Source organism: Pseudoalteromonas phenolica (genome assembly GCF_044788725.1).
Taxonomy (GTDB): Bacteria; Pseudomonadota; Gammaproteobacteria; order Enterobacterales; family Alteromonadaceae; genus Pseudoalteromonas; species Pseudoalteromonas phenolica_C.
The window spans coordinates 3,623,391-3,643,157 of record NZ_CP173161.1; the positions used below are offsets into that span (position 1 = coordinate 3,623,391).

Genomic DNA, 19,767 nt, shown 5'->3' on the forward strand with positions numbered 1-19,767 from the left:
GATCAGCCTTCCTCACGGGTTACACGTAACACTTCTTCTAAAGAAGTTTGTCCTTTCAGAACACGAGAACACCCGTCTTGACGAATACTAGGACTGAAAGTACGAATATACTTTTCTACCGCCTGCTCACCCTTACCATTGTGGATAAGCTCACGTACTGTTTCATCAACAACCAATAACTCGTGAATACCGGTACGGCCTTTATAGCCATTATAATTACATGATTCACAGCCAACAGGACGATAAATAATGGTATTGCTGCCTTTGCCTACACCAAGTAATTCACATTCACGCTCATCGGCTTGGTGTGGCTCTTTACAATCATTACACAAGGTACGGACTAGTCGTTGAGATAACACACCTAATAGAGATGAAGATAGTAAGAATGGCTCTACGCCCATATCTTCCATACGCGTAATAGCACCCGAAGCCGTATTGGTGTGCAGGGTCGACATTACTAAGTGACCCGTTAGTGATGCCTGAACCGCAATTTGACCCGTTTCTAAATCTCGGATCTCACCAACCATTACCACATCAGGGTCTTGACGAAGAATCGCTCTTAGGCCTCGCGCAAACGTCATATCAACTTTCGGGTTAACCTGAGTTTGACCTATGCCTGGGATTTCATATTCAATTGGGTCTTCGACCGTCAGAATATTGCGGTCTTTGGAATTAATTTGGCTCATACCAGCATACAAAGTGGTACTCTTACCTGAACCTGTTGGGCCGGTCACCAAAATAATACCGTGCGGTTTGGCAATTAATTCGCTGAATAATTCACGGTTTCGCTCTGTCATCCCCAAGTCTTCTAGGTTTAGACGCGCATTATTTTTGTCGAGTAGACGCAGTACCACACGCTCACCAAAACTTGATGGCATAGTCGATACACGCACATCAACAGCACGGCCCGCAATACGCAATGAAATACGGCCATCTTGCGGAATACGCTTTTCAGCGATATCGAGCTTAGCCATTACCTTAATACGTGATACTAGTAGCGACGCGAGTTTTCGATTTGGCTTTAAAACTTCTTTTAAAACGCCATCCACCCTAAAGCGAATCACTAGATCTTGTTCAAAGGTTTCAATGTGGATATCTGAAGCACCGTCTTTGATTGCTTCACTCAGCATGGCATTGATTAACTTGATGATCGGCGCATCGTCGTCAGCCGCTAATAGGTCTTCCGTTTGCGGTAACTCTTCAGCTAACGAAAATAGATCAACTTCGTTGCCAATGTCTTCCATCATTTGCTGGGTTTCAGAGCTATCACGCTGATACGCTTCTTCGAGCATAAACTCAAACTTTTCAGCTTCTAACTGTTCAAGCTTAAACTCTGCCCCTGCTACTCGGCGAATTTCAAGCAAATGCGCAACATTTAAATTGCCTGTATAAAAAACTTTAAGACCGTCTTCTTTTTCGGCTAGCAGCATATTTACACGACGCGCAAAAGAAAAAGGCAGTTTAAGAGATAGCTCTCGTGCTACCTCTTCTCCTGGCGCGTCAGTGAGCAACTCAGAGTGCTCACTTTCTAGTTGATTGTTTAAATCAATCATCTTGGCGCTCTTTCTTAGTTTGCTCTTTTAGATATTGTTCGTACGTTGGTGGCAACGTCATCGCATCATTCCACTCAGGTAATACTGGCGTCTCTTCAAATGGCATTAAATCGATACCATCATCACGCTGCTTATTTTGCTCGCCACGAATGAAGTTATACTTTGAATGGCTTAACTCATTCATACTACGGCTGTCACGAAGGATCGTCGGACGAATGAATACTAAAAGGTTACGCTTACGCTTAGTTGTGCTTGTTGACTTAAATAAGTGACCAAGAATCGGAATATCACCTAACAGTGGCACTTTAGACACACTTTCTTGCACGTCTTCATCAATTAGACCACCTAGGATAACCATGCCACCATCGTCAGCAATAACCGTGGTATTAATTGCACGCTTGTTGACCGCGATATCCACCGCAGTTGCGCCACTAACACTCGATACTTCTTGCTCAATAGTTAACTGAACTGCTGTACCATCATTAATCTGTGGCGTAACTTTTAACTTAATACCCACTTCTTGGCGATCAACCGTCTGGAATGGGTTAGAGTTGTTACCACTTGTGGTAGAGCCGGTAATGATTGGCACTTCTTGACCCACAATCATCGACGCTTCTTCGTTATCCATTGTAGTTACTGACGGCGTCGCTAGAATATTTGATTTGGTATCTGTCGAAATAGCCTGAATGATTGCGCCCCAGTCATTCTTGATGATGCCCATAGCTAGACCATTTACACCACCCAATAAAGCAGCTAATGGACCTAAGTCACCCTCTTTAGTTTCGGTATAAGGTGTGGTGTTACCTGATTCACTACCTGTGACTGTTTTTTCAATGGTTTTATCACGCGCTTGCTCTGCAGCAACGGCCAACGAACCTACAGGAACATTGCTACCATTGTTAAATTGCAACATACCACCTTGTTCTGAAATCCACTGTAAGCCTAGGTTGATACCATCACCTTCAAGTACTTCAACAACGATTGCTTCAACTAGGACCTGCGCACGACGGATATCTAGTTTTTTAATCACTGATGCCAACGAGCGCATAGTGTCAGGTTGTGCAGTGATAACAAGAGAGTTTGAATCAGGGTGCGCTTCGATACTCGTTTCATTATTGCTTCTGCTACGCGATTTAGTATTACCGCCCTGCGCTTCTTCTTGCAGAGTTTTACTGACACCTTGTAATACTTTTACAAGATCTTCAGCCTTCGCATAATCCAGGTAGAATACTTGGGTGTTACCTTGGCTTTTTAGCTCACCATCTAAACGCTTTACAAGATCAACCGCTCGAGAGCGAGCTTGACCTTCACCACTGACAATCACACTATTTGTACGGTTATCAGCAACAACTTTTGGAATTAAGAAAGCAGGAATGCTGTCTTTACCTGAGCTCTTATAAATACTTTCAACAACTTTAACTACATCGTCTGCCGTTGCGTGTTGAAGCTCGATAATTTCAACTAATGTGTCACCGGCTTGGTCTACAGATTTAATAATGTCGACTAAACGGTTTACTGAAGCAGCATGACCAGTCAGCATCATTACGTTAGCAGAGCTAAAGTTAGTCACATGACCGCCATCTTTTTGGTCACTGAATTGACGAATAAGTGGACCTAATTCTTGTACCGATACATTTTTAACTCTGATAACACGGGTAACCAGTGTATCGCCTTCAGTCGCATTATTATCGTTAACTAAAGGAACATTACTTTTCTTACCATCAGAACTACGTAAGATTTTTAAGATGCCGCTGTCCATTTCAATGACGGCATAGCCATATACTTCGAGTACGTTTAAAAAGAACTGATAGTAAAGCTCTTCATCCATCAACTCGTAACTGCGCACATTAATATTGCCGCGCACGTTAGGATCAATAATGATGGTTTTGTTTAAGTTCTTCCCGACGATATTAATAAATTCATTAATATCAGTACCTTTAAAGTTTGCCGCGTATTCAACAGCCGAAACAGATAACGATAACCCAGCTGCAAACATCAGAGCCGCATACTTAGCTAACCCTTTTTTGATTTTTCTGAGGTCTAGCTTATTTCTCATTCTTATTAACTCCAAAAATTGTGCTTACAGGCTGAATTGTACGTCGATTACACGACCGTCACGCTCAATGCTAATAGTGGCATCAGTGGCTTCTCTAAGCTCTTGCATTGCGGTCATCGCCTGTCTCATATCCGTTAATTGATAGCCATTGATTGCAATAGCTAAATCATTATTCTTCAAACCCATTTTCTTGAAAAGTTCGGGGTCTTTACCAGGGCTCAGACGATAACCAATGATCTCGCCATTTCTCCTGTCTTGCTTGATTCTGATGTACTCAAGAATCTTCCCAGGCTCTTTTAAAAGCTCCTGGCGACGCTGCGCAAGTTCAGCCCTATCAATACTCGGCTTTCTAGTTGGCTCACGCGTCTCTCTTGGGCCTGCAACAGGCATGGCCACCTGCTTGGTGTACTCAAGACCATCAAGCATCAAAGTTTCGAAGCGACCATTAACATCGAGTAAAACACGATCAGGTAACACTTGCGCTAACTTAGCACGTGTACCCGTAATTGCATCTTTTACTTCATATGTTTCTTGGCGACCTTGTGACTCAATAATCGCTAAGCCAGCCGTATCATTTAAACTGACCGCCACAATACCGGTTAGTTTCACATTCAATGCTGTTTTTGGTGCATCAGATACTCTCGAAACAGGTTTTGGTGGTGCAACTGGTTTTGCATTAGCCTCACCAAACAGGTTTTGTTGAATAATGCTTTGGGTATTAACTGTATTAGTTTTACTGCTTATTGAAGTGGTTAATTGAGGAAGGTTGGCACTTTGCGGTTGTGGCCAAAATAGCCAAACGAGTTGTGCACATAAATAAGCAATATAAACAACAGTCAGTACTACCACCAAACGACTGAGTTTGGCATGAGGCAACTTCTGAAATATGCTCGATAACTGTTGTAATTGTAATTCCATATGAGACTTTTTCTTATTCTGTTGAGCGGCCAAGTGTACCGCGACGAAATTAATTCAACAAGCGTGCAAATGTGAAACTTTGTGACACTTGTCTTACAAGAGGTTAACCACAATATATAGAAGGAAGGGTGAACAGCGCCCGCTTTTGTTGGGCTCTAATGTATGTTAAATTTCACCTCACAAATCCCTCAATCCTTGATGGTATTCTCGTTGTGAAAAAACAATCTCTCGAACAAAATAGCCAAACAGAAGCAGTACGCTTAGATAAATGGCTCTGGGCCGCGCGATTTTATAAAACTCGCAGCGTTGCTCGAGAAATGATCCAAGGTGGTAAAGTACACTATAACGGCCAGCGCTGTAAACCCAGTAAAACGGTTGAAGTTGGTGCAACCGTTAACCTTGCTCAAGGTTATGAGGAAAAGGAAGTGACGATTTTAAAGGTTTATGACAAACGTCAGGCCGCCCCGCTTGCACAGCTATTATATGAAGAAGCTGAACATAGCATAGAAAAGCGAGAGCAAAATGCCATCGCTAGAAAGAACAACAGCTTTTTTGCGCCGCGTCCGGATACTAAGCCGGACAAAAAACAACGACGCGAATTGTTAAAGTTAAAATCAAGCTAGGATTTTATAAATGCAATCAGATTTATTACACCGTTATATTTTCGACCAGTTAGACGTGCGCGGCGAGCTGGTTCAAATTGAACAAACGTTTAGCGACATTATCGGTGAACACAACTACCCTGAACCTGTAAAGCAATTATTGGGTGAGTTACTTGTAGCGACAAGCCTGTTAACCGCGACACTCAAGTTTGAAGGTGACATTGCCGTTCAACTGCAAGGAGACGGCCCGGTTAAATACGCTGTTATCAATGGTGACCACGAACAAAACATGCGTGGTATAGCCCGCTTACAAGGCGAAATAACCGGTAACAGTGTGCAAGATCTGATGGGCACAGGCTATATGGTAATTACTATCACTCCAATTAAGGGAGAACGTTACCAAGGCATCGTACCTTTAACTTCAGATAGTTTAGCTGCATGCTTAGAAGACTACTTTAAGCAATCTGAGCAATTAAAAACACGCCTATGGTTCGCAACGAGAACAACGGGTGACTCAGTGAAAGCTTCGGGTCTATTTTTACAGGTATTACCTGTAAATAAAGAGAAGTCAGAGCAAGACTTCACCCATCTAGAAGCGCTTAGCAACACCATTAAAGATGAAGAGTTGTTAGATCTAGATGCGCAAACAGTTCTAACGCGTCTATATCACGAAGACAACCCACAGTTATTCGAACCACAAGAAATTAACTTTGTATGTGGTTGTAGCCGTGACAAAACCATCAACGCATTAGTAAATGTTGGCCAAGACGAGTTACTTGCTCAAGTTGCCGAAGATGGCGAGGTAAACATTAGCTGTCACTACTGCCTGAAAAATTATCGATTTGATGAGCAAGATATCAAGGCTATTTTTAACTAAAAGTAGTATTGACTCATCACATTCGAAAAAGCCGTCAAAACGACGGCTTTTTTATGTCTAAAAAATGATACCGGTGTCATTTAAACGTCTATTTTTATGACACCGGTATCATTGAAATTATTCAAGTTTTTTACCAAATTTATGCCTTTTTAACCTGTCCAAAGGCTCGAATATCTCAATTTCATCTGTTACTATAATTTCAGCTTAAGAGTATTAAGAACTCAGAGCTATCCCGTTCAATTCTCACATTTAGGTAATAACATGACATCAAGCGCTACTCGTTTTGTCGATTTAACTGCAGCTGAACTTGTCGAACACGCAATTAGCCGTGGCGAAGGGACTTTAGCCGCAAATGGAGCTTTCGTAGCTAAAACTGGCCGTCGTACAGGTCGTTCACCAAGTGATCGTTTTATCGTTAAAGAGCCAAGCACCGAAACTGAAATCCAATGGGGCAATGTTAACCGTCCTTTCGATGCTGAAAAGTTTGATGCGCTATGGGCACGTGTAGAAGCACACGTACAGGAAAATGACCACTTCGTCTCTCACCTTGAAGTAGGCGCAGATCCTGAACACTACCTTCCAGTTGTAGTAACAACTGAAACAGCGTGGCACCACATCTTCGCTAAGAACATGTTTATTGAACCTAAATCATACAATGCATCAGATTTACCTCAGTGGCAGATCTTAAATGTACCTTCATTTGTATGTGACCCAGAGCGTGATGGCACAAACAGCGATGGTACAGTTATCATCAACTTTGCACAGCGCAAAGTACTACTGGCAGGTATGCATTACGCCGGTGAAATGAAGAAGTCGATGTTCTCTGTTCAGAACTTCCTTCTTCCAGCAAAAGGTGTTTTACCAATGCACTGTAGTGCAAACGTTGGTGAAGCAGGCGATACAGCCTTATTCTTCGGTCTTTCTGGTACTGGTAAAACTACTTTATCAGCAGATCCAACTCGTTTCCTTATCGGTGATGACGAGCACGGTTGGGCACCAGGCAGCGTATTTAACATCGAAGGCGGTTGTTACGCTAAATGTATCGACCTTTCGCAAAAGAACGAGCCAGTTATCTGGAACGCTATCAAGTTCGGTACAATTCTAGAAAACGTAGTACTAGATGAAAATCGTGTACCAGACTTTAACGACACAAGCCTAACGCAAAACACGCGTGCAGCTTATCCACTAGAGCACGTTGAAAAGCGTAAAGTTGAAAACCGTGCTGGTGAGCCTAAAGCAGTTGTATTCTTAACATGTGACGTAAGTGGTGTACTACCTCCAGTATCTGTACTTTCTGAAGAAGCTGCGGCTTACCACTTCCTAAGTGGTTACACTGCGAAAGTAGGTTCAACTGAAATCGGTTCAACGTCTGACATCGAGTCAACGTTCTCAACTTGTTTCGGCGCACCATTCTTCCCACGTCCAGCTGGCGTTTACGCAGAGCTTCTAATGAAGCGTGTACGTGAGTTTGGCGCGAAAGTATACCTAGTTAACACAGGTTGGACTGGTGGTCCTTACGGTATCGGTAAGCGTTTTGACATCCCTACAACACGTGCTGTTGTTGATGCAATCGTATCTGGTAACCTTGCTGATGTTGAAACTCAACACATCGAGTCACTAAACCTAGACGTACCAGTAGCAGTACCAGGTGTTGCAACTGAACTTCTTAACCCAATCAATACTTGGGAAGATAAAGAGAAGTACGCTGAGTACGCAGCTAAATTAGCAACTGACTTCCAAGCTAACTTTGAGAAGTACGACGTATCAGAAGCGATTAAGCAAGCTGGTCCTCGTGGCTAATTAGCAAAACCAATTCCTTTATCAAAAGCGCCCCTCGTTGGGCGTTTTTTTGTGCCAGAAATACAGCATATTGACCGACTTAATTTGGGTAAGTTTAAAATTAACGGCTGAGCATACTGTTAAGAAAAACGCCCTGCTGAAGAAATGTCTAATGAGCAGTCGTTGACGAATATGGCCTCTCCCCATATCAACCAAGATAAACATATTAGCTTCATAGATATAGCTCAGTGGGCATTGATTACGTCGCTCTAACAGTTAGCTTAAACGTTTGGTAAGCCTCCCCCAGAAAAAGGCTCGATACCCTCGGTAGCACCGACTTTATGTCGGGTTTGTATTTCCTTTTTTAGCCCTCGACACAACTGACACCATCTACTTTAGATAGACTCCATACTGACAACAAACCCAATTCAATGTACCTCTACAAAGAGACAACGATAAGAAGCTATGACTAGTTATCATAACCCTGACTAGCAAGCTGCACACTGGCCATATTATCGCGAGTAATCAGCAAAACTTGCTTTAACTCTTCAGAATAAAAGAAGCTAAACCGCTCGGTTTCTGTGACTAACTTTAAATGGTCAAAACGAAACTTGGGTTGCTCATGAATTGATACTGGATTTACCAAGTCAACCTGATATGTTTTTCCTTTTCCCAAAAGAATTTGCTCTGCATCCAAATCAGCAACTACGATTGAATAAATGCTTGGTAGAATTAAAATAGTACATAAGATTAAGTAAAGAGGGTTTACCCTGTAGCACATTCGGTACGTCTCTAACCAACTTCTCCAGCCCTCAGTCTGAACTTTTGACTTAACTTGTTTTTTATTATGACGGTTGATGAGCAATGCCGTAACGAGCGAGGTGATCAATGCCACTACACTTGAGTACAAGATGGCTGGAGTCGCTAGAAAAGCCATAATAAAGTCCACGAGCTCTAGATATTTAATAATATCCACGCCAACGCCACGCCCAAGTACATAGAGATAAATTAAACCTGAGAAACTGAGCGCCAGATAAGTTGTGGACAACAACACACTGGGGTGCTCATAGAAAAAAGCTTTATTTTTTTCTAATGAAGATTTAAACCAAGCGAAGTACGCTTCATCAGTTGTGATCCGATTCATTCTTCCCCCTGCTTCACATTAAAAATAGTAGCGATATTTCCCAGAGGTACCACTACCGATTTTTTTGTATCTGGATGGTAAATAAACACATACCGACTTGTACTGGCCACCACTTTTACTGCATTTAATTTTGTTATCGTGTTACCTAGCCAATTCACAGGATAGTTAAAACTGACTTCGACTAAATCAGACTTTGTGTGTTTAATGGTGCTTGCTTGACTCTCTGCCAAAATATTTGCACTAAAAAAAATCGCGATTACTGAAGAGCTAAAACCATATAAAGCAGGGACTTTCAAGAATGGCCGATTCATGGCACTCATAAATTTGCCAATAGATAAAAATTGAATACTTGAAGAAGCACGATCTATAGGGATAAAGAAGGCGAATAGCACCAGAAAGGCAACGAATGCTCCGAGTAACCAAAAGCTTGAAAAAATAATCGTAAGAAAGTCACCGAGCCCAATATGTTTTAGCCCATCAAAGCCAAAGTGAGACAACAAACACGTCAGATAGTACAGACCAGCCCCACTTGAAACTAAGTAGATTACAGCTGGTAAAAGACTGGGGTTAACTTTTAAAAAGCGCTTTACTTCAAGCAACTGTCGAAGATAACGAAAATGATAAACGCGAGTTAAATGATCCATATTTATGCTTTTATTTTTTCTTTGATTTTAACGTTATCGCTGCTTTATGTCATTAATTGAACAAGCACAAAAAACGCGACCTTGGTCGCGTTTTTTCTTTTTAATAGTGATTACTGAAACACTACATTCTCACTGCCAGGTAAAGCTTGGAACTCGCTGACTAGCTGCTCACAGTCTTTAAGAATGTCTTTCTCAAGACGTTCTTCAGCACGCCAACGCTCAGTGTCCATTTTGAAGATTTCTTTCTTAGAGTACTTCTTACGTGCATCGTGCGTCGGCATATCTTTTACCACTTCATACATTTGATGAATGCCCGAGTAAGTTTCTTCTAGGTTAACTTCTTTCTCAAAGCCATACTGAGAGATTAACACCCAAATACGCAAACACCCTTCAGAATACTCGCACTGCTTTTCTTTCATTGCTTTAGCAATAAGATTAATGCTGTCTGCAAGCTTAGCATTACGCTCCTGACGCTTTTTCGTTTGCTCAGCAATATACTCTGCTCGCTTCTTTTCAATTAACGCATTTTGCGCTTTTACTTGCCAGATTAGCTTTCCTGCATAAAAAGACAAACCGGCAATAATAAGTGCACCAATAACCAGTGCAATGATCCACTCTGTTGCCATTACTTGTAATCATCCTCTTCATCGTCATCATCAAACCATTCACTTGCCAGATCGTCTGACATGAAGGCTTCTAACGGATCATCTTCAATGATATCGTCTTCTTCAAACTCATCATCAATACCTAATAGCTCACACAGCTCTTGGTGACGTGCGACTGAGCGATTAAAGAACTTCGCATCTTTACCTGTGATCAATTCACCACGTTCATGCTGCTCTAATAACTTCATGAGGCGTGGATCATTCTCTAGCTGCTCTAATTCTTGCTCAGGAGTGAGAGATGGCTTCACTTCTTTTAACTCAACCTGAGGTTTTAAGTGGCGCATCATCTTCGGCGCTTCAGATTCTGGCTTAGCCGCTTCAGGTTTCAAACTGATAGGCTTTTTACTACCTAAACGCTTATCTTTATTTCCTGAGTTTGCAACCGCCTTGTTATCTTCTTTCAGTGCCTCTGGTGCATTACGCGACCCAGCTTTGGCGCCCTTAGACTTTTTCTTGCGCTGGTCTTTTAGAGCGCGTAGCTCTAATAGCTTTTCTTTACTTAAACGCGGGGTGCCCGTTTGAGCTACCTTACGTGATTTCTTCTTTCTAGTCATAAATCTTCTCTGTCGTTACTGTTTCGACTTAGTTAATACAATGACGTCATTGCCGATAAATTCAACCTGACAGTCAAAGTGCGCCGCAACATAATTAAATGTTTCACGGCTAAAGAATACGATATGGGTTAAATCATTTTTATAGTGCCATTGAGCAAACCGATTTTGATCAATAATCAGTTTAGTCATCAATACCAAAGGACCGCCAGCATCGAGTAGTGATAACAATTTTGCTAACACCTCGCCTGGCTGAGATAGATGCTCAATCACTTCGGTACACGTCACAAAGTCATACGTTTTAGTCAGCACTTCTGGCTCATTTGCATAAAACAAATCAAAACAAGCCATTTCAAAGCCTACTTCTTTGAACATTTCTGCCAATAAAGGCCCTGGCCCACAACCAAAGTCTAAGCCCTTGCTGTGTGAAGGTACCCTTTCTACTGTGGGTTCAAATGCTCGTGATAAAAAGCGACGATAACCTTCATCATGTAAGCTATTTTCGTGAGTATCGTAGATGGCTTTTTCATCTTCAGGAGATAAACGGTCTCGCTCATCAACAATCACAAGTGCACACTGCGTACATTGTAAATAACGGCGACGTTTATCTTGGTGATAAGGCTGTAACTCATCTGAGCCACATAAACCACATACTGACATGATAAATAAGATACCGACTTTGAAATTGGTCGGCTATTGTACCAGCAAAGCATCGCGGCACAAATAAAAAGGCGGCAGAGATTACTCTCTACCGCCTATCTAATCTGAGCGTCACAAACTTGGACACTTCTCCCTTCGACTTTTTTAAGCCTTATTATTATTTTTATTTACTATCCGTATTTTTATTATTGCTTCCGTACATAGTCCATATTGTTTTTATTTTATACTTCCATGAGACTATTTATTATTTTCGGTCTTCCTAACGCTTTCTTGTTCATCCATAGAGTACCAAGTTAGTACTAACTATTGCTGCCTACGCTTCCAGTTGCGGTGTTTCCATTTTGTTTTGTTGTCTTGGCAACACGTAGTAATCTACTCCTTAATGATTTTGTTACAACTGGTTAATAACCTTTTTTTTGAAAAGATCTTATTTCCATTTATAAGATCAAAATAAAAACAACAACTTACGTATATAAATAAGATAAATTTAAGTAATAACTCACATACCACTATGGCAAATGTCTTACAAACCGAATGGAGATTGTCTAGCAAGGATTTGAGGATCAAAAAAGGCAGCCAAGGCTGCCTTTTTGACTGAGATATAGTTTATTATCAGAAAGATAACTAAACCATACTACTTTAGTAGCTTAGCGATTAGTGTAAGCCACCTAAGTACTTAGAAAGTACTTCAATATCTTTATCAGTTAATTTCTTCGCGATATCACGCATCATGCCATTCATGTCATTATTACGTGTGCCATCACGGAATTTAACAAGTTGTGACTTGATATATTCAGGATGTTGGAAAGAGATTTTCGGGAACTTAGCCAGTGATGTACCGTTACCACGTGGACCGTGACACGCTGCACATGAAGGAATACCACGCTCAGCATCACCAGACATATATAGCTTCTTACCCGCTACAACAACATCTTCAGGTGTAGTACCCGCGCTCATAGAAAGCGTAGAGAAGTATGCAGCTAGGTCTTTCATGTCCTGATCTGAAAGCGGCATAGCCATACCACTCATTACAGGATCCATACGACCTTCTTTACCACCAGACGTCATACCTAGCTTAAACTCTTTTAATTGCTTATAGATGTAATCAGCGTGCTGACCTGCAATTTTTGGATAAATGTTTACAGGTGCGTTGCCATCTGGACCATGACACGCGGCACAAGTAGCAGCCTTCGCTTTGCCTGCTTCGGCATTGCCATCAAATGCTAGTGCGTTGCTCGCTGACAAGCTACCAAGCAACATTGTTAAAGTTAATGCTATTTTTTTCATGGTAAATTCTCTGTTTCCGACCCTGTAATTAATACCTAGCGATTGAAACACCTATTTTCAGGGTTGCTAGGGAAAAATCAATGCTATTTTTACTTTGCTAGTTGGCTATTCTACACGATTTAATTTTTTCTGGCACGTTTTCTACTCATATTAGACTTATAAATTATAGGGTTTTGACCTAGATTAATTTTAAAAATCAATAAAAAGCCACTTTAGTCACTATATGAAGTGTAAATGCTTGCTTTTGCCAAATTACTAACTGGTATAAAATAGTCTAATTAATATCTTCAATCTGTCAGGAGAGCCCGTGATCAAGTCACGCATGAAATACCAAGCAGCCACATTTATTACCAGTGCACCAGATATCAGCCGTCTACCAATTGATTCTGGTATTGAGGTCGCATTTGCTGGCCGTTCGAACGCGGGTAAATCAAGTGCATTAAATGCACTGACCGATCAAAAGCTAGCAAGAACCAGTAAGACACCAGGTCGTACGCAACTTATTAATACCTTCGAATTAGAAGAAGATAAACGTTTAATCGATTTACCAGGTTATGGCTTTGCAAAAGTCCCTCTTGAGATGAAGAAAAAGTGGCAACGCGCGCTGGGTGAATACTTACAAAAGCGCAAGAGTCTTAAAGGCATCGTTGTACTCATGGATATTCGCCATCCACTTAAAGATTTAGATATGGATTTAATTAACTGGGCGGTCGATTCAGAAATCCCAGTATTAGCACTACTAACTAAAGCGGATAAATTAAAGCAAGGTAAGCGTAAAGCCGAAGTGCTTCAGGTTAAAAAGAAATTAGCTGAACTCGACGCAGACATTACCGTATGTGCCTTCTCTTCATTGAAAGGCATTGGCTTAAAAGAGCTAGCTTGGAAACTTGATGACTGGTATTTAGGCCCTTATAAGCCTGAAGATGACGTTGAAACAGAGTCAGAGCCTGCACAGCCAGACTCTGAATAAGTACGTTAAGTCAGATAATATGTCTGTCCCGCTGAGTTAAGATAGAGACCTTTTTCATCTTGCTCAGCGTTTTCTGCCCACTGATAATAAACCGCCCTGTTTACTCTTGCCGCCAGGCCATAGTTCAGCTTTAAATAAGGCACCTCTTGTCCTTGATATAAGCGAGTTTCGATTTCAAACTCACCCAATATTGGCCATTCTCGTTCAAGGTTATCTTGGCACACAATCACATTACCTTGCTCTGAACTTATTACTCGCCAACCAATAATGATAAATGGCACATCTTCAACATCGACCTCACATTGTTCTGCAGGCGTTGTAACGGTATAAACACCGTCCTGACACTGCAATACACTGGCAAATAACCGACAAAGTGCCTGCCTTTTAATTTCGGAGTCTTGGTAGTACCAACGCCCTTCTTTATCAATGCGAATATCACCGCTACTGCAAGTTTGTTGTGGCCATTTTTCGGTTGGCGCGTGCGGCGTCAGTAACGCCGCTTGTAATTCATTCAGGCTTTGCATTTCTATCTAACCGGTGCTCGTGATAACTAAAAATCTTGCTGGTTAAATACCAAATTAAAGGTCACAGGTACAGATTTCGCAATGCTGTCTAGCCCTGCAATTTTGCGCAGCGCTTCGATACCATGTTCAAGTTTATAATCAGCGGCATTCACTAAAACGGCTTTAGACGGGCTAACAATTAATTGCCTTGCCGTTTGCACAACCACAAGGTCTAACATGAGCTGTTGCTTTTGACCATGCAGATTAAGTGTCACAGGTACTGATTTTAGTACTTGATGACCTAATTTTAAGCTGCCTAAATACGGCGCTAAATCGGCTTCAATCACAGCTTTTGGAAATTGTGCAACATTAAACAACATCTTTTGCATGCGCTCATTACGAATAGGGATCAGCGACTCAACACTCGCCAACTCAATGACCATACTTAATTGATTGTCATCTATCTGCGCTGCAAGTTTTTCAAAATGATGGTTTTCAGCAATGCTGTTTTTCTTAATAGATGTAAAGCTCAATTGGCTTGCATCATTATCTAGCTGCCATGCGGCAAATGCTTGAGTCGATAATAAAGACAGAGAAAGAAGTAAAGGTTTAAGCATGACGAGTCCTATCTAAAATTATGTATTAAAACTATTACGGTATGAATTTGAAAACCGATTTCGCAAATAAGGTCAGAAAGGTACAGTGTAACTGTCGAGGAATTATGAAGGAATTAAAAAGAATTAAAGTAGTGAAGAAAAAAACGGCCCTCGAAAACTAGGAGGGCCGCTATAGCAATTCTGGGGAGAAGCTATCAATACTCTGTATCTTCTTGCGAGAGATACATCATCAACAGGATGTCCTACAGGATGAGGACGCGCGCACTGTAACAAATGGATACAAAAAAATAAATGCCAAAAAGCAAAACTTAGGCCAATTTGATATTTTTTAAACATTCTGTTGTCTAAGTTTACGCTTTTTTTACTTTACAGCACTTGTAAGCCCCGCTATATCTGAGTACTAACTTAATTGCTCTATTTTCTGCAGACATAAAAAAAGAGGCTAAAAGCCTCTTTTTAAAGTTCTAGCAAGCTAATTAGTGTGCTTGTTCCCAGTTGTCGCCGTAATCAGCTTCAACTAACAATGGCACATCTAAACTGGCCGCTTCGCTCATTAAAGAACAAATGCGTTCACTAAACGATTCAACTTTATCTTTCGCAATTTCAAATACTAATTCATCGTGTACTTGCATAAGTAGTTTGATGTCATTAGTCGTTTGTGTAGCTAGCCATTCCGCCACTTTCAGCATGGCTTTTTTAATAATATCAGCCGCAGTACCTTGCATTGGTGCGTTGATCGCTGCACGTTCAGCCGCTTTGCGACGTGCGCCATTTCTTGCCTTGATATCTGGCAAATGCAAGCGACGACCAAATAGCGTTTCGACATAGCCTTTTTCAGCCGCTTCTTCGCGCGTACGTTCCATATATTCAAGTACACCCGGGAAGCGCTCAAAATACTTATCCATATAATGTTGTGCTTCATTGCGCGGAATGTCTAGTTGACGCGCCAAACCAAACGCACTCATGCCGTAGATCAAACCAAAGTTAACCGCTTTTGCTTTACGACGCATATCCGAGGTGACCTCTTCAAGCGCTACACCGAATACTTCTGAAGCCGTTGCACTGTGAACGTCTTTACCTTCAGCAAATGCTTTCAATAAACCTGCATCTTGTGACAAGTGCGCCATAATACGCAATTCAATCTGGCTGTAGTCCGCCGCCAAGATCACGTGCCCTTCATCGGCAATAAATGCCTGACGAATACGACGACCAGCTTCGTTACGAATTGGAATATTCTGTAAGTTAGGATCGCTTGAGCTTAATCGACCTGTTGCGGTCACAGCCTGATGATAAGAGGTATGTACACGACCCGTTTCAGGGTTCACAAGCTTAGGCAGCTTCTCAGTATAAGTAGATTTAAGCTTAGCTAAACCGCGATGCTCGATAATGAGTTTTGGCAACGGATAATCATGCGCTAATTCTTGCAGTACTTCTTCAGCCGTTGAAGGGGCACCTTTAGGGGTTTTCTTCAATATCGGTAAGCCAAGCTTGTCAAATAGGATCGCTTGTAATTGCTTAGTCGAACTTAAGTTAAATTCTTCCCCTGCAATCTCGTACGCTTCTTTTTCAAGCTCAGTCAGGCGCGCAGCGATTTCAACACTTTGCTCTGCTAACATTTGGCTATCGATTTTCACACCGGTACGTTCGATGTCTGATAACACAGATAGTAACGGTAGCTCAATCTCGTTAAATACAGGGAGCAGCTCTGATTGCGCTTTCAGCATAGGCCAGAGCTGATTATGCAAACGCAATGTGATGTCTGCGTCTTCTGCGGCGTAAGGTGCAGCTTTCTCTAGCTCAATTTGATTAAAGGTCAGTTGCGCTTTACCTTTACCGGCAATTTCTTCAAAGCTAATATTTTTATGACCTAAATATTTTAGTGCCAACGAGTCCATATCATGACGTGTGCCCACGCTATTAAATACATAAGACTCGAGCATAGTATCAAAAGCGATACCATTGAGTTCTAAGCCGGCTCGGGCTAATACACTCTTATCGTATTTAAGGTTCTGGCCCACTTTTTTCACACTGTCGTCAGCTAAAATTGGGCCTAGCACTTTGAATACTAACTCTTTCGAAAGTTGCTCCGGCGCGCCCATGTAATCATGTGCAATCGGTAAGTAAGCGGCTTCGCCTTCTGTTACCGCAAAGCTCATACCGACTAAGTCGGCTTGCATGTAGTCTAAGCTCGTCGTTTCTGTATCAAATGCCATAAGCTCAGCACTTTTAAGCTTTTCGGCCCATGTAGTTAACTGTGCTTCAGTTAAAATGGTTTCGTAATGTGCTTCGATTTTTTTCGCTTCAGGCTGTGCTTGCTCAGCTGCAGTTTTAGGCGCTTCTTTACCGTCAAGTAATTCACTGAGCCAACGCTTAAATTCACATTGTCCATAAAGTTCGATCAAACGATCTTTATTCATGTCAGCAATCGCGAAAGTCTCTAGGTTTTGTTCAACTTCAACGTCTAGTTTAATGGTCGCTAATTCATAAGACAGCTCTAGCTGCGCTTTATGTTCTTCTAGCTTTTTAGCCATGGTTTTAGAACCACGGAAACCAAGACCTGCAATGTCATCCAATCTTTCATAGAGTGACTTAATAGAACCAATACCTTGCAGCATAGCCAGTGCAGTTTTTTCACCCACACCAGGCACGCCTGGAATGTTATCGACCTTATCACCCATCAGGGCAAGATAATCAATAATAAGCTCAGGACCAATACCAAATTTATCAACCACACCCTGTGGATCGAGAACGGTATCAGTCATGGTATTAATTAAGGTGACATGCTCATTCACTAGCTGAGCCATGTCTTTATCACCCGTGCTGATCAGCACATGACGTTGCTGCTCAGACGCAATGCGTGCAAAGGTTCCAATCACATCATCGGCTTCAACGCCTGTGATACTAACTAGAGGTAAACCCATGGCTTTGATGATCTCATGGATCGGCTCAATTTGCGTACGCAGATCATCAGGCATTGGCGGACGGTGCGCTTTATATTCGCTGTACATTTCATTTCTAAATGTCGGACCCTTGGCGTCAAATACCACAACCATATGGCTCGGGTTAAATTGCCTGACCAGGCTCTTCAACATATTGATCACACCATAGATGGCACCCGTCGCTTCACCTTTTGAATTAGTTAAGTGCGGTGGAGCATGATAAGCACGGAATAAATAAGAAGAACCATCGACCAAGATCAAAGGATTTTCGGGGATCTGAGACATATTTTAGTGGATCCTAAATGAACTTTTAAAAACTCAGTAAGGATGCCATAAGCAAACAGATAACTCGAGTAATTATGTCCAGATAAAGCCTATTCAATCCAGAATAATCTGTGGATAACTTTGTAGATAAAGATGCAAATATTCAAACAACAAATTTTAGGATCAAAAAATGCACCTTGAAACCATTGATTTCAAAGAGTTTTGACATTTAGCGCTTAAACAGAAAAATAAAGCGAAATGTGGAAAAGCTATTTTATTAGCACTTTGTGCTGCTGTTATTTTTACCACTCTTCCAAAGCGGGCGGACATACTACCAAGATTTGATCAGAGATCAAACAAGATCCTTTATAATTTTTTGATCTGAACATACACTACTTTCAATATAAATAGGTTTATCAACTTTTAAGAAGGAAAAACCATGAAGAAAGTCGCGATAATTTTGAGTGGTTGTGGTGTATTCGATGGCGCTGAGATCCATGAGTCTGTTCTAACTATGTTGCATTTAGAAATGGCAGGAGCAAGTTACCAATGCTTTGCACCTAATATTGATCAACACCATGTGGTTAATCATCTAAATGGCGAAGAAATGAACCAAACACGCAACGTACTTGTTGAAGCTGCACGTATTGCACGTGGTGAAATACAGGACCTTGATACGCTTAATGCAAATGACTTTGATGCACTCGCGATCCCTGGAGGCTTTGGCGTGGCAAAAAACTTAAGTGACTTCGCGTTTAAAGGTGGTAAGTCAACTATTCTTGCTGCATTAAAAACAACTTGTGAAGCATTTAATCAGCAAAAGAAACCTATTGCTTATGTCTGCATTGCACCTGCACTGGTTGGTCATATCCATAATAAAGGTATTAAGGCAACCATAGGTAATGATGCAGATACCGCGGCTGCTATGTCTGCGCTTGGTGCTGAGCATGTTAACTGTCATGTTGATGACATTGTTGTTGATGAAGCACAAAAGGTAATTAGTACGCCTGCTTATATGCTTGCCCAGTCTATTTCAGAGGCGTCAGCTGGCATTCAAAAAGCCATGAACAAACTGATAGAGCTGGCTTAATCCACTTTGCTCAAGCCAGCAAAATTGCGTTAACGCAAAAAATAATCAATTTTTAGTCTAATTTGCCAAGTTAACGTTTTATAAATCAATAGGTGGCGTTATAATCGCGTGATTATTCCGTCATCTATCGTGATTGAGCACATCACCAACGAAGTGAGCAAGACAAATGAAAAAACTTTCAGCAGCTTTATTATTGCTATCAACAACTGTTTACGCACAACCTTTTGATAACGCTTTAACTGAAGAAGCGATTAAAAAACGCTTAGCCCCAGTAGGTTCAGTTTATTTAGCGGGTGCTGAACCAGCAGCGGCTGCTGCACCAACAGGTCCTCGTACAGGTGAGCAGGTATATCAAGCATCATGTTTTGGTTGTCATGGTACTGGTGCATTAGGTGCGCCAAAAACAGCTGATGATTGGGCTGCACGTCTTACTAAAGGCCGTGATGTTTTACTAGACCATGCAATTAACGGTTTTAATTCAATGCCACCTCGCGGTACTTGTATGGACTGTTCTGATGATGAGATTGCAGCAGCAATCGATTTCATGACTAAAAAGTAATACTTTTTAATGAGGGGCTTTTTAGCCCCTCATTGTAATTTAATTTTTCTCATCTCTCCCTTTTCTCCCTAAGACTTTAAGCTTGACCG

The 19,767-nt window shown here is 41.5% G+C and carries 18 protein-coding genes; 6 read left to right on the top strand and 12 right to left on the bottom strand.

The window, feature by feature from the left end; all coding sequences use genetic code 11:
- Positions 1-2 precede the first annotated feature (2 nt).
- From gspE to gspC, 3 genes are all read right to left on the bottom strand, one after another.
- On the bottom strand, positions 3-1,430 hold the full coding sequence (gene gspE, locus ACH784_RS16400) for a type II secretion system ATPase GspE (RefSeq protein ID WP_404395300.1): 1,428 nt from the start codon (positions 1,428-1,430) through the stop codon (positions 3-5).
- Positions 1,431-1,545: 115 nt separating this feature from the next.
- The gene (gene gspD, locus ACH784_RS16405) at positions 1,546-3,609 is read right to left on the bottom strand and encodes a type II secretion system secretin GspD (protein WP_404392002.1); all 2,064 of its coding nucleotides are present in this window, start codon (positions 3,607-3,609) and stop codon (positions 1,546-1,548) included.
- A 24-nt stretch (positions 3,610-3,633) separates the two neighbouring features.
- A complete protein-coding gene (gene gspC / locus ACH784_RS16410; RefSeq protein WP_404392004.1) occupies positions 3,634-4,527 on the bottom strand; it encodes a type II secretion system protein GspC in 894 nt (297 codons plus the stop codon).
- Positions 4,528-4,685: 158 nt separating this feature from the next.
- Here gspC and hslR point away from each other — a divergent pair, with 158 nt between their 5' ends.
- The 3 genes from hslR (at position 4,686) to ACH784_RS16425 (ending at position 7,806) form a co-directional block, all read left to right on the top strand.
- On the top strand, positions 4,686-5,150 hold the full coding sequence (hslR, locus tag ACH784_RS16415) for a ribosome-associated heat shock protein Hsp15 (protein WP_404392006.1): 465 nt from the start codon (positions 4,686-4,688) through the stop codon (positions 5,148-5,150).
- A 10-nt stretch (positions 5,151-5,160) separates the two neighbouring features.
- Entirely contained in the window at positions 5,161-6,006 is an 846-nt protein-coding gene (gene hslO, locus ACH784_RS16420; RefSeq protein ID WP_404392008.1) for an Hsp33 family molecular chaperone HslO, read from the top strand.
- Positions 6,007-6,267: 261 nt separating this feature from the next.
- A complete protein-coding gene (locus tag ACH784_RS16425; RefSeq protein WP_058031243.1) occupies positions 6,268-7,806 on the top strand; it encodes a phosphoenolpyruvate carboxykinase in 1,539 nt (512 codons plus the stop codon).
- A 448-nt stretch (positions 7,807-8,254) separates the two neighbouring features.
- On the opposite strand, the gene ACH784_RS16430 is transcribed toward ACH784_RS16425, so the two are convergent.
- From ACH784_RS16430 to ACH784_RS16455, 6 genes are all read right to left on the bottom strand, one after another.
- Complete coding sequence (locus ACH784_RS16430; RefSeq protein ID WP_404392010.1) at positions 8,255-8,929, bottom strand: hypothetical protein; 675 nt, start codon at positions 8,927-8,929, stop codon at positions 8,255-8,257.
- A complete protein-coding gene (locus ACH784_RS16435) occupies positions 8,926-9,573 on the bottom strand; it encodes a hypothetical protein (RefSeq protein WP_404392012.1) in 648 nt (215 codons plus the stop codon). Before ACH784_RS16435 ends, ACH784_RS16430 begins: the two co-directional genes overlap by 4 nt.
- Positions 9,574-9,683: 110 nt before the next feature.
- Positions 9,684-10,199: a DUF2489 domain-containing protein gene (locus ACH784_RS16440; RefSeq protein ID WP_404392014.1), complete on the bottom strand. Its 516-nt coding sequence runs from the start codon at positions 10,197-10,199 to the stop codon at positions 9,684-9,686.
- Positions 10,199-10,792, bottom strand: coding sequence for a Der GTPase-activating protein YihI (gene yihI, locus ACH784_RS16445; protein WP_404392016.1), 594 nt, complete (start codon positions 10,790-10,792; stop codon positions 10,199-10,201). The genes ACH784_RS16440 and yihI overlap by 1 nt, the downstream gene beginning before the upstream one ends.
- Before the next feature lie 15 nt (positions 10,793-10,807).
- The gene (locus tag ACH784_RS16450; RefSeq protein WP_404392018.1) at positions 10,808-11,449 is read right to left on the bottom strand and encodes a class I SAM-dependent methyltransferase; all 642 of its coding nucleotides are present in this window, start codon (positions 11,447-11,449) and stop codon (positions 10,808-10,810) included.
- 654 nt (positions 11,450-12,103) lie between these two features.
- Positions 12,104-12,736: a c-type cytochrome gene (locus ACH784_RS16455; RefSeq protein WP_404392020.1), complete on the bottom strand. Its 633-nt coding sequence runs from the start codon at positions 12,734-12,736 to the stop codon at positions 12,104-12,106.
- 307 nt (positions 12,737-13,043) lie between these two features.
- Between ACH784_RS16455 and yihA the strand changes: the two genes are divergently transcribed.
- Complete coding sequence (yihA, locus tag ACH784_RS16460) at positions 13,044-13,706, top strand: ribosome biogenesis GTP-binding protein YihA/YsxC (RefSeq protein WP_404392022.1); 663 nt, start codon at positions 13,044-13,046, stop codon at positions 13,704-13,706.
- A 5-nt stretch (positions 13,707-13,711) separates the two neighbouring features.
- Here the strand turns inward: yihA and ACH784_RS16465 are convergent, their stop codons facing one another.
- The 3 genes from ACH784_RS16465 to polA all read right to left on the bottom strand — a co-directional run bounded on the left by ACH784_RS16465 (position 13,712) and on the right by polA (position 18,050).
- On the bottom strand, positions 13,712-14,230 hold the full coding sequence (locus ACH784_RS16465) for a DUF1285 domain-containing protein (RefSeq protein WP_404392024.1): 519 nt from the start codon (positions 14,228-14,230) through the stop codon (positions 13,712-13,714).
- 26 nt (positions 14,231-14,256) lie between these two features.
- Positions 14,257-14,826, bottom strand: coding sequence for a YceI family protein (locus tag ACH784_RS16470; RefSeq protein WP_404392026.1), 570 nt, complete (start codon positions 14,824-14,826; stop codon positions 14,257-14,259).
- A 476-nt stretch (positions 14,827-15,302) separates the two neighbouring features.
- Positions 15,303-18,050 carry a DNA polymerase I gene (polA, locus tag ACH784_RS16475; protein WP_404392028.1) on the bottom strand — a complete coding sequence of 916 codons (2,748 nt, stop codon included), beginning with the start codon at positions 18,048-18,050 and terminating at the stop codon, positions 15,303-15,305.
- Positions 18,051-18,468: 418 nt separating this feature from the next.
- Between polA and elbB the strand changes: the two genes are divergently transcribed.
- On the top strand, positions 18,469-19,119 hold the full coding sequence (gene elbB, locus ACH784_RS16480; RefSeq protein WP_404392030.1) for an isoprenoid biosynthesis glyoxalase ElbB: 651 nt from the start codon (positions 18,469-18,471) through the stop codon (positions 19,117-19,119).
- A 166-nt stretch (positions 19,120-19,285) separates the two neighbouring features.
- Positions 19,286-19,678, top strand: coding sequence for a c-type cytochrome (locus ACH784_RS16485; RefSeq protein WP_404392032.1), 393 nt, complete (start codon positions 19,286-19,288; stop codon positions 19,676-19,678).
- Positions 19,679-19,767: the final 89 nt, after the last annotated feature.